Origin of the sequence: Neobacillus rhizosphaerae (genome assembly GCF_937468385.1) — a bacterium.
Lineage (GTDB): Bacteria > Bacillota > Bacilli > Bacillales > Cytobacillaceae > Neobacillus > Neobacillus rhizosphaerae.
In genome coordinates, this window is the sequence record NZ_CALBWS010000035.1 from 1 (window position 1) to 14,457 (window position 14,457).

Sequence of the window (14,457 nt, forward strand, 5' to 3'; positions counted from 1 at the left end):
CACTAGACGAAAGATGTGAAGTCTAGCTCTGCTCTCACCGCCTTTATTAGGTGACTACGGCTTGTTCTCTAAATTTATTTCCATGGTTGGGTTGGGAGTTGAGGCTCATGATAGTTTTTTTCCCCAAAGTTTTCTAATCCTCCTGGCAAATAAAACCTTAATCTTCATCTTTAATATCTTTATCTTCAGGAATTGGTTCATTCGCCAATTCTTCCACTAAGTTTTTATATTTCTTAAGCTGTTCAAAATGTGTCTTGAATTGATCCTTGTAGATCAAAACTTCACCTTCACTGTCACGTAAAACTCGTATTTTTCCTTGTAAAATTAAACTCTCCACGTATGGTACAGATACCGATAAATAATCTGCCGTTTCCTCTACTGTTAAATACACTTATTTCATCACTCCTACTACTATCTTTTTAGAGCCTATTATAGCTAATTTTATCAGGGTTATGTTTTATCTTAAGGCTCTTTTTTCATAGATTGTTACTTTTATTGAACTTTAAGGACGATCTGACAATTACCCTTCAATCCGCTGATAAAAGTAACATATTCGCTGATATATCCTTTAAATTCGTTGATAAGCTGAATATAGTAAGACCTTTTAGAGAAAAATTGTGGAATTCTGCTTTCTCTTTTATTGTAAAGTACAGTGTTTCTATTCCTCTTTCAAAAAGTTAAGATGATTTACAACTCGTCCTGCTCTGCCCTTTGTGGTGCCTGCTTGTGAAAGTGAATTTAAGATTGCTTCTTCAACCGCCTCTGCTGCCGCGGTAAAAAGTTGGTTCATAACCAGAGAATCTTCTCGAATCTGTATCCGCGTTTCCGTCAATTCCTCAGCAAAGTGGGAAATTTTCTCTGCGGTTGAAAATGCTATGACAATATCACCGCTGCCATGGCTAAAATGACTGCCTACTCTGCCAAGTCCAATTCCGCAGCGTTTCGCAACCCGCTGCAACTGACGGTCACTTAACGGGGCGTTAGTTGCCAGCACGATAATAATCGAACCATCGGCAGTTTCGGAAAATCCGTTCTTACCATCATATTGAAAAGCCCGAAATTCCTCTATTTTACCAAAATTACTAAGAACTAAACAGCCAACGGTGAAATCTTCAACAACCCGTGATGAAGAACCAATTCCACCCTTATAACCAAAGCAAATCATTCCCTTACCGGCACCAACAGCCCCTTCCCTTGCTTGATGACCGGAAGCCTTCATAATTGCCTCTTTCGCGTGTTCCGGTTTAACTGGGAACAGTCGAATTGAATTTAAATAGCTGTCGTTGCATTCCCCAACAACAATATTGATGGTCCCAGTGGTATCGCCGATTTCTGGATTTTCCCCAAGCATGTACTCAAGTGTCCCTTGGGTCACAGCAGGCACTGCAAATGTATTCGTCAACATAATCGGAGATTCGAGCACACCTAATTCATTTAGCTGCACAAGGCCGGTCGTCTTCCCAAATCCGTTAATGACATGACTCGCTGCAGTTACTTTTTCATTAAACAAATTCCCTCCATGTGGCAAAATCGCCGTTACACCTGTACAGGCATAATCATTACCAAATTCATCTAGAGGTAAATCCAGTGTCACATGACCAACCTTAACACCCTCGACGTCTGTAATACAGTTTTTCACACCCGTTGGCAGCTTGCCAACAGTGATTCCTTTTTCTCTAGCTTTCATCTTCCTAGCCCCGGCCGATGGTCTAGGAAGTTTTGATTGGCAAAACCCCTTACCTCTTCTTCTTTAAAGTGTTTTAACAGTTCATTTATGAGATTTTGACTCTTAGATGCATCTTCTAAATCCGTGATAAAGGTCGAAATTCCATCGAAGTCCGAACCTAAACCAATTTGCCTCACACCGCCTAATGAACAGAAATGATCGATATGCTTTACTAGATCAGGGATTGTCACCTCACCAGATTCTTTTACAAACGGAGGATGGTAAACAACATGAATCAAACCGCCCTGGTTAAACATCGCTACAGCTTGTTCATCCGTTAAATTTCGCGGATGATTACAAAGCGCTCTTGCATTGGAATGACTGGCAATCGGATACTTGGCTAATTCAATAACCTCCCAAATCCCTTTGTCACTTAAATGCGACACATCTGTTAGGATTTGATGTTCGTTATTAAAGGCAACAATTTCTTTTCCAAACCGTGTCAGACCCCCGCCGCGTGGTTCCTCAGCCCCATCTGCGGCTAGATTTGCATAATTCCAGGTCAGACCAACGGAGCGAACACCCAACTGATAAAGAATATGTAACTTTGTTAAATCATTGCCGATCGCATCCACACCTTCAAGTGTTAGCAGCGCACCAATTTGTCCAAGCTTTAACTGATCAAAATCTGCCCACCCCTTCAAATGGACCATATCTGGATTTTTCCCAAGCACTTCCTTATAAAAATAATCGATTTGTTCGAGGGCAACCTGAAATTTCTGATCGCCCTTAATTTCTGGTTCAATAAAAATGGCAAAACATTGTACCTTGACTTGCCCAAGCTGTAATCTTGTTTTATTCGTCTGGAGTTCTGGCGCATCCGCAAATCGTAAAGCACCTTTAGCTTCTTGAAGTTTCATCAATCCATCACAATGTAAGTCAATTATATTCATTTAGAGCCTTCTCCTTTTTTTAAAAAGTTTAACACAATAAAAAGAGCTAGGTGCATCATTTACCTAGCCCAAGAAGTAATTAATTTTTTCATAAAAATATGAGTTAGTTTTGTTCCGCTATCTTTTTTACCTTCGGCAGCACCTTGTCCCAAATCTCAGCACTTGCATTTCTATATTTCTCACCATCGGTCATCACTGAGAAATCCCCTTGTAAAATATGAAGGGACGTTTTACCATTTTCCTCTGACAACTCAAAAGTAATACCGTCTTCATCAGTCACTAGCGCTTTTTCCTCACTTCGAACATCAAAGACGGTAAAGCGCAGTAATTTGTTCTGCTCAACAGCCGTTACATTCCCTTCGACAATGACCATGCCGTCTTGGCCCTTCCAAAGAACCGGACTGCTAAGTTCCCATGTTGATTCGATATGGAACTCTGGGCCACCACTTGAAAACTCAAGCGCCCATTGATTTGTATGTTCCGTCTTTGTCAAAGCAGCCCACACTTGTCCCACCGGAGCATTGATTTCAATCGTTTTATCGACAAAAAGCTTTCCCATTCGAATCACCCATTTCAATCTGATTTTTAAAGTTAATTCCATTATATCTCAAAGAATATATCTAGAAAAATTTCATTAAGAAAACTGACCGACTAGCGAAGACAGAACGTAGTTTTAATGAAAAGATTCATCCACAATGGAAATACGAACGAAGTCTTCCGTGGAGCACTATTCGTTCATATTTATGAATATAAATTTTGGTTAAAAAAATTTCCCTCACCATAATGGCGAAGGGATCTTTACCTATTAATTTATACCTACTGCATCCTTCTTTTCTCGAAAAATCACATGTTCGAGCAATAGACATAAAATCAGCCCTACGAGCAAGCCATTGGAAACGATGTTCCGCAGCCACGGTGCGACACTTCCAAAGCTTTCAGGAGGCAAGAACATCATGCCGATTCCTACCATAAGAGAAAGGCCGATGACTAATAGATTTCGTGCGGACGGCTCCTGCCCCATAAGATCGCGAATACCAAAACCCATCATTTGTGAAAAAGGAATAAATAAAGAGGCGTAAGCAACTTCTAATGGCAGGGTCGATAAAAATCCACCGATATACGGGAAAAACCCGGCGGCCATAATCAATACTGCCCCGATAATCAGCGGGCGCATCCTTTTTATTCCCGTTGTGCTAATAAATCCAGCCGAAACCGATAAAGGCACAACTCCAACAACGGAAAAGATTCCAGAAACAAATAAGTTAACCCCATTGCCGAAAATCCCCTTTTGATACTGTTTAGGCTTCACTTCTTTTTCTAAGGCAATCCCCACGACTAAAATGCTGGCAATCACATTTGAAATCAGCACAACAGAAGTAATAATCGACGTCAGGACAATCCCTAAATCAAATTGAGGCATCCCCCAGTCAAGTAGCTTTGGTAATGCGAACCAACTGGACGGCTCATATACTTTACCCTGATGAATCAATCCAAATAAATGAAACAACATCCAACCGACAACAATCCCAATTAGTGGCCCCATGCTTTTTAAAATACCGCTTGCTTTGAGGGAAATCGTTAAAATAATTATAATTTCAATGAAACAAATAAAGGCAATTTTCCCACTTAACTGGCCTGTTGCGGTTATTCCGAGGATACTTTTAAAAAAAGAACCGCTCAACTGACTAACGAGTAAGATTAAATATACGCCAGTCACAATTGGTGTAAATAAATTGCGCACCTTTTCAATGATCGGTAAAAATCCTAAGACGGCTAAGAATATCCCGGCAATGATCAGGCCCATTTCTAATTGCTGTAGCAAAGGACCCTGATCTCCCGGAGCACTCATCGTTCCAAGCAGGATAAAGATGGCCCACCACATACCTGCTGCTCCTTCGACGACAGGCAGACGGTGGCCAAAGAAAATTTGAATCAATGTGGCCGCACCGCTGACAAATAGCATTCTTTCCATAAAGGTTGAAATGTCAGCAGGTGACATATGGAAGGCAGCACCTACCACTACAGGAACGGCAATAATGTTTATCAACATAAAGACAGCCCACTGAACGCCCTGGACTCCTGCTAGAAAGCCGCCCTCTTTTTTTGTGAAATCAACCATATTTTGAAACCCCTTCTTTCTCTATAAAGCAAAAGATTCTTGTTTTTCCAACTTTCTATTATAATACCTATCAAGAAAATGTCCATTCAATGAGGCGAGTACTTGTTGGAAAAGCTTGCCTACAACTACAGGAACAGCCACTTCGGCTGGAAAAAAGTTACAGCGATAACAGCCCCATTGGAGGATATGTCTTTCGAAAATCGAAAAAAAACCGTTGAGTTTTTTGAACGTTGTATTCGATTGAAGTTATTGTAGCGGATTACAGGGCAATTGGCGAGGAATTTTTCCATTTAACTTTCTTTTCAAAGTATTATTACTAAGACAAACTGAATTGACTAAAGCTAACAAAAGGCATAAAATCTTCCATGAGAAAAAAATCATTGAGGTGTTTATTTTGTTACGTTTAGTCTTTCAAATCATTGTCACTGGAGCTTGTGCATTACTTTTCGGCTTTGCCTTTAATACCTTTCTAATCCCACATAAATTGGCTTCGGGCGGAGTAACTGGGATTGCCTTCTTTATTCATCATTTTATCCATATCAATACAGGCTGGATTATTCTCGTCATTAATATTCCCTTATTTGTTTTAGGTCTTAAATACTTGGGAAAAAGATTTATCTTGTTAACCATTTATGCTGTAGTTGTTTTATCGCTAAGTATGAAGTTTATCCCGGTTCATCCCATCAGTCATGATATTCTTCTATCCTCTATCATTGGCGGTGCCTTGTATGGGATAGCTGTTGGCATTTTGATTCGGTTTGGCGGTTCGACTGGCGGAACCGATATCATCAGTCTTACTCTTTCAAAGAAAAAGAATATGCAGGTTGGATTTTTAAATACTTGTATGAATCTTTTGGTGGTGGGTATTTCTGGTGTAATTTTCGGATGGAATATCACATTATATACGATTATTGCTATTTATGTTGCCGGCCGTGCAGTTGATATGGTGTATACCACTCAGAACAAATTAACCTTAACGATAGTGACGGAAAAGTATGAAGAACTTTGTGAAGCTTTAATCCACCTGCATGTCCGTGGAGTTACGGTCACGGATGCAGAAGGGGCATATACCCACAAACCTAAAAAGGTATTAACAACTGTCATCACGAAATTTGAACTTAATGAAACAAAGCATACCATTAGGGGGATTGATCCGAATGCTTTTGTCAACATCACCCAAACGTTAGAAGTAATGGGACGCTTCCGAAAATAATTATTGCGTGGAAATCCCAATTAGCATTGAAAGTTAAAAAAATACGCCTCAAGTCGTAGCGAAAAATAAATCCCCGGTACATAGAGGAATGCGAGAGGAATTCTTATCCTATATATAGAAGGATTAAGGAAGCAAAGGGGATGGAAAAATTGAAAAGAATTTTGATACTTTTATTGGTGATTACCGGCTTATATATTGTGTTTAATCAGTCCGTTCATTTTAATGTATTTAGCGACAATAGCAACAAAAACGGGCATGCTGCTATTTCAAATGGTATCAGCATGATTAATATTGATATTTCGAGTGGAAGTACAACGATAATTCCCGAAGATCGGAAAGATTTGAAAGCTGTTTATACTGGAAAACGAAAGCTAACGGTTAAGGAGAATGGAGATACAGTAGAGGTTACGCTAAAAAGCAAGGGGTTTAATTGGTTCGACTGGGGCTCCTTCTCCGATAAGAGTAAGCTGAAGATCTACATTCCTAAAAATTATGACCGCAGCATGTCCATCGATTTAGGCTCAGGGAATTTGGATTTTTCCGGGGAGTCAAAAAACAAGCCGGTAAACTTAGATGAATTAACGGTAAATATCGGATCTGGCAACATGAATCTCAAAAACCTGAATGTGAAGCAGTTTGGGCATGATGGCGGATCAGGAAATGTGGAAATTGATTCATTAAAATCGAAAACAGGCTCTATTAATATTGCCTCTGGCAACCTTGATATCAAGCATTATATTGGGGCAATAAGAGCGGATGTATCATCCGGCAGGCTGAATATTCAACTAGATAAGTTAATCGATTCCATACAAATGGATGTAAGCTCTGGCAACGTTGGACTTGACTTACCTAACAATGCTGATTTCACTTTAAACGGTGATGTAAGCAGCGGCAATATTTCATGCGACTTTCCATTAACAACGAAGGACCTGAACAAGAAATCCATCAAAGGTACACATGGCTCCGGTAAGTATAAAATTGAGCTAGATGTCTCTAGTGGAAACATCCGAATCTATTAAAAAGAAAAGCGCTGGATTTCAGTGCTTTTCTTTTTATTTTAGAAGGAGAGTTGCTATGTATCAATCCCATTTCCACTAAAGAGAGTGGCGATAATTTTTCTATTTTTTTCTTGTTCATTTAGGTGTAAAATGGAATTTATAATTTTAATAAGTTAAAAGGGTAAAGGAGTATCATCATTGGAAGAAAAAGCTAACACATATTCAGAACAATCCCTTTTTAGTATCTCTTGGCCGCTCTTTATTGAACTGGCTCTTCATATGGGCATGGGCATTATTGCGACATTTATGTTAAGTCATTACTCGGATGCCGCCGCAGCAGGAGTAGGTGTTGCGAATCAGCTATTGAATATTTTTATCTTAGTTTTCACGGTAACCTCGATTGGAGCAACCGTCTTGATCAGTCAAAGTCTAGGAGCAGGACAACTGAAAAAGGGAAGGCAATTATCCCGCTCTGTATTCGGCTTGAATGTTTGGTTTGGAATTGCCGTATCCGTTACCGTTTTCCTCTTTGGAGAACAGCTTTTACGTTTATTCGACATTCAAGGAAAAGTATTCGAATACGGTCTAACATTTGTCCGTATTTGCGGTATTTCCCTTTTTTTTGAATCGATTTCACTTGCGTTAAGTGCTGTCCTGCGCAGTCATGGGTACACGAAGGAATCAATGGTTGTGACAGTGGTTATGGACCTAATCAGTGTTGGCGGAAATATCATCGCCATTTCGGGGATTTTCGGCTTGCCGATTACAGGTGTAGCCGGAGTTTCGTGGGCAATTGTTATTGCACGTGCATATGCTGTATGTGCATTAATCTATTTGGTGTATACCAGACTTTCATTAAAGCTGACAATAAAAGATATTTTTAAGGCAAAAAAAGAGGATATCAAGGGATTGCTTTCCATCGGGATCCCATCCGCAGGCGAAAATCTTTCCTATCAATTATCTCAGCTCGTGATTACTAGTTTTGTAGTCTCGATGGGTACGGCTTCCCTTGCAGCACGTGTCTATATATTAAATATTAATATGCTTTGCTTTTTATTCACTTTGGCGATTGCTCAAGGAACGCAGCTGCTTGTAGCACGGTACATTGGCGGCAGACAGTTTCAACGGGCACTAAAGCGCGGGATTCGCACCTTAAAAATTGCCATGATTGCATCGTCACTTACATCATTAGTTATCGCTTTGATTGGTTCGCCCATTTTGGAGACTTTTACAAAAGACCCTAGCATCATTACCATTGGTCTGCCTGTATTATGGGCAATTGTCTTTGTTGAACCAGGCAGGGCTATGAATATCGTCTTGATGAGTTCACTCAAGTCTGCAGGTGATGTCCGGTTTCCTGTCATTATAGGAATGATATCGATGTGGGGGATTGCAGTTGCCCTTAGCTATCTGCTTGGGGTTCACTATGGGTTTGGACTATTAGGCATTTGGCTCGCCCAAGGGGCCGATGAATGGCTACGCGGCTGCTTCGCCTTAAGACGCTGGCTCATGAAGCCGTGGGAGCACTCAAGGAAAGTGCAGATACTCGCATAACACAGATAAGTGGTATCCTGATTAAATCGGGATACCACTTTTTCTATTCGTATATAAAAGAAACTCGTCCATTTGCTCAGTTGGAATCGGTTTACTAAATAAATACCCCTGACCAATCCTGCACCCATTCTTCTTTAAAAAAGAAAGCTGCTCATCTGTTTCGATTCCCTCAGCGATCACAGTAAAATTCAAATTCAAGCCCATATCAATAATCGTTTTCACCATGACACCTTGATTTGCATCATAGAGAATATCATCCACAAATGATTTATCGATTTTGATTTTATCAATCGGGAGATGCTTTAAATAACTTAAAGAAGAATAACCGGTTCCAAAATCATCAATAGAAAGCAGCACGCCCAGATCTTTCAATTGATTTAAGATAATCATGGAATTCTCAGGGTTCTGCATAATACTTTCGGTAATCTCCAGCTCCAGCTGGTTTGCTGCCAGGCCAGTTTCATCCAAAACTTCTAAAATATATTCAATGAATTGTTCATCCTCAAATTGACGGACTGAAACATTAACAGCGATTGGGAAGTCACGGTAACCAGCATTCTCCCAAGCCTTTCTTTGTTTGCAAGCTTCTGTTACCACCCATTTTCCGATTGGGACAATCAGTCCAGTTTCCTCTACTAATGGAATAAATTCAGAAGGAGCAATGAAGCCATGTTCCGGATGGTGCCAGCGAATTAAGGCCTCTATTCCAACAATTTCTCTTGTTAGTATTGACACTTGTGGCTGATAATAAAGCATCAATTGGCCCTGCTCTAATGCCTTTCTTAAGCCATTTTCCAGTTCCATTTTTCGGATTGATATCCCATTCAAATTGGAGGAATAGAAGCAAAAGTTATTCCCTCTTTCTTTGGCAAGGTACATAGCCGTATCAGCATTTTTTATTAAGGTTTCCTCGTCAGTACCATCAGTTGGGTACATGCTGATTCCAATACTTGGAGTGACATAAAACTCCTGGTTATTCACTTCAAGCGAATGAGAGAATTCATTCAGGATTCGCCTTGCCACCTCGGTGACCTTTTCCTTATCTATATCCTCTAGCAAAATAATAAACTCGTCCCCGCCCTGCCTTGAGATAAACCCTTCATTTTGAACGGCCATTTCTAATCGATGGGCAACCTTTTGGAGAATGAAATCCCCAACCGTATGCCCTTTCGTATCATTAATAATTTTAAAACGATCCAAATCTAAAAATAAGACAGCTAGAATTTTATCTTCGTGGTTGCTTAGAACGGTATTAAGATAGTGCCTAAACCTATTTCGATTGGGCAAACCTGTCAACGTATCATAAAACGCCATATGTTGAATCGTTTTCTCAGCTTTCTTTCGCTCAGTAATATCCCTGCCGACTACTTGAACGGCTAATCTGCCCTCATAAAGGATGGGCGTAGTGGTCATTTCCACATCAATGGGTTCTCCATCGAGCCGTTTCACCTGAAATTCAACTCTTACCCTTTCTAGTTCTCCGCGATCAATCCGGCCTACTTTCTTTCTAATAGTCTTAATAATGTGTGATGAAGCAAATTTCAAAGCAGACTCACCAATTACTTCATCAGGGCTTGATGCCCCAACTAATCTCCATCCGGCTTCATTCATATATTCCACTTTTTTACTGCCTATTACAGCAATAATATCAGGTGACATTTCTACTAAACTACGGTATCGGTCTTCACTTTCCTTGCGATCAGTAATATCAAACAAGACACTATTAAAATCTACGAATTTTCCGTTTTTATCCAACATTGGAAAACCTCTGTCCTGGATCCATCGGACTTCCCCATCAGGACGGATTATCCGGTATTCACTTGTAACGGTTTCCCCGGCAGCTAATTTCTTTTCTCTATTAGATAAGACATGTAAATCATCTGGATAGATCACTTTTTTCCAAAGCTCAAGATCTTTATAAAAATCAATATATGAATATCCATACAATTTTTCAATCCCAGGAGTAATTAAGAGCGTATCTGATTTTAAATCATGGGACCAAATAGCGACATCAAGAGTATCAAAAATATTCTTCAATTTTAGTTTGTTCACTTGAAGCTCTTCATCCATTTTCATTATCACGTTTATTGTGCTAATAAAAAATGGAAGAATTCCAATTAGAACAATAATAGAAGCATACTTTAAGAGTTTAAGGTCTGGGAAAAAATTAGTGATAACCACATCTAGCAGCTCTGTAAAGATAATCAAACTAAAGATGAGTATCCACGTAAGTTTACTGTTTATTATTTTAGTGGTCCCCATGTTTGTTTTCTCCCTTATACTGTTGCTTTTGGTGAAGCAAGATAATAAATAAAAAGTTGGATTTATCTATAAAATAACAAAAATCCATTTTTTTAACAACCATAGGTTTGAATCGATTGGAAGCGATTACTTATTTTGTGTCTATTCTACGATTAATTTTGGGAAGGCGTTCTTAATGATTAACTTCCTATTATCTTCACAACACTTTACATAGATTCATTTTCAGGCTGTTCATATATTTGTCGAAAAACTTCGAACAAATTTTGAACTTTTCACTATATTCATGTTTTTTATATTAGAATGCTATATATTGGTATTAGAAAGAAATAATTAAAATATGAAAGGCGGAATGAATGATGTTTAACAAATTTTTAAGAGAGAATAAAATCTCTGCCGTCCTCCTAACAGTCATACGTTTATACCTCGGATATTCTTGGTTCACAGCAGGTTTACACAAAATAACTGGCGGCTTTGATGCTGCAGGGTTTTTAAAAGGTGTAACAGCAAACCCAGTTAAAGGGCCGGACGGTGCAATGGTTTACGGCTGGTATGTTGAATTTTTGAAAAACTTTGCTCTTCCGAACGTTGACTTTTTTAACTTCATCGTTCCTTGGGGTGAAACATTAATAGGCGTAGGACTTCTCTTGGGCTGTTTAACGACAGCAGCTATGTTCTTTGGTTTAGTGATGAACTTCGCTTTCTTCCTAGCAGGTACAGTATCTCATAACCCAACAGATATTTTCCTTGGCTTCATCATCTTGACTGCTGGCTATAACGCTGGAAGAATCGGGTTAGACAGATGGGTTGTACCTTTCATTAGAAAGTTCATCAACAATCGTGAAGGCAAGAAAAATTCAAAGGCTATGGCTTAAACACTCTGCAAAAAGACGATTCGGCTTCCGAATCGTCTTTTTTTAATTATCACTAAACAAGATATACTCTAGTCTCGTACGGCTTCAATGAAAGCTGTTGAAGGGGATCATGTTCAGAAACTACATAGTTATTCAACAACAATTTCTGATATTCTAAGGAAACATCCGTGATTTCTGCCAGCTCTGGAGAAAGGTTTGTGATGACAATTACCTTTTCCTCATTTGATGTCCGGGTATAGGCATAGATTTGCGGATCCTCTTTAAGGATCAAATCATAGGTTCCGTAAGTAAACACGGCATTCTCTTTCTTCAAGCGAATCATTTTTTTGTAAAAATTTAAAATCGAGTCAGCGTCTTTTAACTGTCCTTCGACATTGATATTCTTGTAATTCGGATTCACCTTCAACCAAGGTGTTCCACTGCTAAAGCCCGCATTCTCTTCATCCGCCCACTGCATTGGCGTACGTGAATTATCACGTCCTGACCCCCAGATGATTTCCATAATTTCCTCGTGTGGAACCCCGTTCGCTCGTTTTAAACGGTACATATTTTTCGCCGAAACATCATCATAATCATCAATCGAGTCAAATTGAACATTGGTCATGCCAATTTCTTGACCTTGATATATAAACGGTGTCCCTTGCATAAGAAAATACATTGCCGCAAACGCTGTAGCACTTTCACGCCAGTACTCCTGATCATTTCCCCATGTGGAAACTATACGTGCTTTATCATGGTTTTCGATAAATAAGGCATTCCATCCCTTACCTTCTAACCCTTTTTGCCAGCGGGATAGAACATCCTTTAACTCGACAATATCTAGTTCTTTTTTCGTTTCAGCATCCCAAAGAGCAAGATGCTCAAATTGAAAGACCATATTGAACTTTCCTGAACTTTCACCGACCCATTGCTCCACATCACCTACATTATCAACCGTAACTCCGTTCGCTTCGCCTACGGTCATAATGTCATATTTAGAAAACGTCACGTCCTTTAACTCTTGTAAAAACGTATGAATTCCATCGACATTCATCATTTTTTCAAAGCATGAAACAAATGGCAGCCCTTCAGGATTCGGCATATCCCTAAGACCTGCTTCCTTCTTGATGTGGCTGATCGCATCCACGCGGAAACCGTCTATCCCTTTATCAAGCCACCAGTTAACCATTTCATAAAGCGCCTTCCGAACTTCTTCATTTTCCCAATTAAGGTCAGGCTGCTTTTTTGAAAAGATATGCATGAAATATTGTCCAGTTTGTTCGTCGAATTTCCATGCAGAGTCGCCGAAGATACTTTCCCAGTTATTAGGTTCTTTTTGTTCCTTACCATCCCGCCAAATGTACCAATCCCGCTTAGGATTGTTTTTCGAGGTGCGGGATTCGATAAACCATGGATGCTCATCACTTGTATGGTTGATAACTAAATCCAAAATCAATTTCATTCCGCGTTGATGTGTTTCTTTTAACAGCAAATCAAAATCGGCCATTGTCCCGAACTCAGCCATAATTTCCTGATAATCGCTTATATCATAGCCATTATCATCATTGGGTGACTGATACATTGGGCTGATCCAAATGACATCAATTCCTAAATCCTTTAAATAATCGAGTTTAGCGATTATTCCCGGTATATCACCAATTCCATCCCCATTGGAATCCATAAAGCTACGGGGATAGATCTGATAGGCAACTGCTTCTTTCCACCATAATTTATTCATGTTAAATCCTCACTAATTCTTTTTATGTTGATTCTTCACATTCCATCCAAAGGTTATTTTTTAACAGCACATGATTTCCGTTCTATCAGCCTTGTAGGAATCGTGATTCGTATGGGTAATGTCTCTGGATTTTCAATTTTTTCAATCAAACATTTTGTTGCTACATGGCCTAATTGAAAGGTACCGATATCCACTGAAGTTAATGGAGGCTTTGAATGCTCCGATAACGAAAGGTTATTGAAGCTGACGATGGAAATATCGTCAGGTACTTTTATATTTAACTTCTCTAAATGACTAATAATTTCATATGCCATTAAATCATCCTGTGTGACAAGCGCGGTTGGTGGGACCTCTAATTCTACTAAGGTGCGGATGGCATCCTTTCCTTTTTCGTTGACAAATTTTTCATGGACAAAATACGCATCTGTGACCGGAAGTCCAGCTTCCTTTAAGGCCATGTTGTAGCCATTTAAACGGTCAATGGTTACAACAAAATCGAGATTACCGCCCACAAAGGCTATATTCTTATGACCAAGCTCGATGAGATAATTGGTTACTTGTTTAGTAATAAAAATATTATCATTATCAACATAAGTAATTCTTTCTTCATTCATACTCGGCCTTCCGACTACGGTAAAAGGAAATCCAGATTCCTCAAGATAATTCATTGTTCGATCATTTACCCGTGAGTACAGAAGTACAATCCCATCAACGCGCCGCCCATTTACCATGGAAAGTACTTCTTCATGAATTTCCTCCTCTGTGGAACCAGTTGAGAGATAAATCCCGTACTTGCTTTCATGGGCATTCATACTAATTCCTCTTAAAACTTCAGGGAAGAATGGATTTCGAAAGGCATGGTAGGCCGAATTTGGCATAATCACTCCGATGGTTTGAGTGCTTTTGGCAACTAAGCTACGTGCTTGTAAATTAGGATAATACCCTAACTGATTCATTACCTCTTTTACACGTTTCTTTGTTTTTTCACTGATTCGAGGATTATTGGCAATAACCCGTGAAACCGTCGAAGGTGCTACATTCGCTTCCCTTGCCACATCTTTAATTGTTACCACCATTACTTCCCCCTAATTCTCAAAGTTCCT

12 protein-coding genes are annotated in these 14,457 nt (G+C 39.4%); 4 read left to right on the forward strand and 8 right to left on the reverse strand.

What is annotated here, in order from left to right:
* Nucleotides 1-157: 157 nt before the first annotated feature.
* The 5 genes from M5A78_RS20455 to M5A78_RS20475 form a co-directional block, all read right to left on the reverse strand.
* Nucleotides 158-391 carry an excisionase family DNA-binding protein gene (locus M5A78_RS20455; RefSeq protein WP_248737133.1) on the reverse strand — a complete coding sequence of 78 codons (234 nt, stop codon included), beginning with the start codon at nt 389-391 and terminating at the stop codon, nt 158-160.
* A 267-nt stretch (nt 392-658) separates the two neighbouring features.
* Nucleotides 659-1,687 (reverse strand): DmpA family aminopeptidase, encoded by a 1,029-nt coding sequence (locus M5A78_RS20460; RefSeq protein ID WP_248737134.1) that lies wholly within the window; start codon nt 1,685-1,687, stop codon nt 659-661.
* A complete protein-coding gene (locus M5A78_RS20465; protein ID WP_248737135.1) occupies nt 1,684-2,619 on the reverse strand; it encodes a dipeptidase in 936 nt (311 codons plus the stop codon). The genes M5A78_RS20460 and M5A78_RS20465 overlap by 4 nt, the downstream gene beginning before the upstream one ends.
* Before the next feature lie 103 nt (nt 2,620-2,722).
* Nucleotides 2,723-3,178 (reverse strand): SRPBCC family protein, encoded by a 456-nt coding sequence (locus M5A78_RS20470; protein ID WP_248737136.1) that lies wholly within the window; start codon nt 3,176-3,178, stop codon nt 2,723-2,725.
* Nucleotides 3,179-3,424: 246 nt separating this feature from the next.
* Nucleotides 3,425-4,738: a purine/pyrimidine permease gene (locus M5A78_RS20475; protein ID WP_248737137.1), complete on the reverse strand. Its 1,314-nt coding sequence runs from the start codon at nt 4,736-4,738 to the stop codon at nt 3,425-3,427.
* A gap of 394 nt (nt 4,739-5,132) precedes the next feature.
* Between M5A78_RS20475 and M5A78_RS20480 the strand changes: the two genes are divergently transcribed.
* The 3 genes from M5A78_RS20480 (at nt 5,133) to M5A78_RS20490 (ending at nt 8,503) form a co-directional block, all read left to right on the forward strand.
* Complete coding sequence (locus tag M5A78_RS20480) at nt 5,133-5,951, forward strand: YitT family protein (RefSeq protein WP_248737138.1); 819 nt, start codon at nt 5,133-5,135, stop codon at nt 5,949-5,951.
* A gap of 140 nt (nt 5,952-6,091) precedes the next feature.
* Entirely contained in the window at nt 6,092-6,970 is an 879-nt protein-coding gene (liaG, locus tag M5A78_RS20485; protein WP_248737139.1) for a LiaG family protein, read from the forward strand.
* A 177-nt stretch (nt 6,971-7,147) separates the two neighbouring features.
* Entirely contained in the window at nt 7,148-8,503 is a 1,356-nt protein-coding gene (locus tag M5A78_RS20490) for an MATE family efflux transporter (protein WP_248737140.1), read from the forward strand.
* Nucleotides 8,504-8,524: 21 nt separating this feature from the next.
* Here M5A78_RS20490 and M5A78_RS20495 read toward each other — a convergent pair whose 3' ends face one another.
* On the reverse strand, nt 8,525-10,765 hold the full coding sequence (locus M5A78_RS20495) for an EAL domain-containing protein (protein WP_248737141.1): 2,241 nt from the start codon (nt 10,763-10,765) through the stop codon (nt 8,525-8,527).
* 356 nt (nt 10,766-11,121) lie between these two features.
* Here M5A78_RS20495 and M5A78_RS20500 point away from each other — a divergent pair, with 356 nt between their 5' ends.
* Nucleotides 11,122-11,637 carry a DoxX family protein gene (locus tag M5A78_RS20500; RefSeq protein ID WP_248737194.1) on the forward strand — a complete coding sequence of 172 codons (516 nt, stop codon included), beginning with the start codon at nt 11,122-11,124 and terminating at the stop codon, nt 11,635-11,637.
* Nucleotides 11,638-11,689: 52 nt separating this feature from the next.
* On the opposite strand, the gene M5A78_RS20505 is transcribed toward M5A78_RS20500, so the two are convergent.
* Both M5A78_RS20505 and M5A78_RS20510 read right to left on the reverse strand, forming a co-directional pair.
* Nucleotides 11,690-13,354 (reverse strand): glycoside hydrolase family 13 protein, encoded by a 1,665-nt coding sequence (locus M5A78_RS20505; protein ID WP_248737142.1) that lies wholly within the window; start codon nt 13,352-13,354, stop codon nt 11,690-11,692.
* A gap of 53 nt (nt 13,355-13,407) precedes the next feature.
* Entirely contained in the window at nt 13,408-14,430 is a 1,023-nt protein-coding gene (locus M5A78_RS20510) for a LacI family DNA-binding transcriptional regulator (protein WP_248737143.1), read from the reverse strand.
* Nucleotides 14,431-14,457 lie beyond the last annotated feature (27 nt).

Bases quoted from the DNA above. Each gene is read 5' to 3' on its own strand.
- M5A78_RS20460 (WP_248737134.1), bottom strand. From the start codon at position 1,687: ATGAAAGCTAGAGAAAAAGGAATCACTGTTGGCAAGCTGCCAACGGGT.
- M5A78_RS20465 (WP_248737135.1), bottom strand. From the start codon at position 2,619: ATGAATATAATTGACTTACATTGTGATGGATTGATGAAACTTCAAGAA.
- M5A78_RS20470 (WP_248737136.1), bottom strand. From the start codon at position 3,178: ATGGGAAAGCTTTTTGTCGATAAAACGATTGAAATCAATGCTCCGGTG.
- M5A78_RS20475 (WP_248737137.1), bottom strand. From the start codon at position 4,738: ATGGTTGATTTCACAAAAAAAGAGGGCGGCTTTCTAGCAGGAGTCCAG.
- liaG (WP_248737139.1), top strand. From the start codon at position 6,092: ATGGAAAAATTGAAAAGAATTTTGATACTTTTATTGGTGATTACCGGC.
- M5A78_RS20495 (WP_248737141.1), bottom strand. From the start codon at position 10,765: ATGGGGACCACTAAAATAATAAACAGTAAACTTACGTGGATACTCATC.
- M5A78_RS20500 (WP_248737194.1), top strand. From the start codon at position 11,122: ATGTTTAACAAATTTTTAAGAGAGAATAAAATCTCTGCCGTCCTCCTA.
- M5A78_RS20505 (WP_248737142.1), bottom strand. From the start codon at position 13,354: ATGAATAAATTATGGTGGAAAGAAGCAGTTGCCTATCAGATCTATCCC.
- M5A78_RS20510 (WP_248737143.1), bottom strand. From the start codon at position 14,430: ATGGTGGTAACAATTAAAGATGTGGCAAGGGAAGCGAATGTAGCACCT.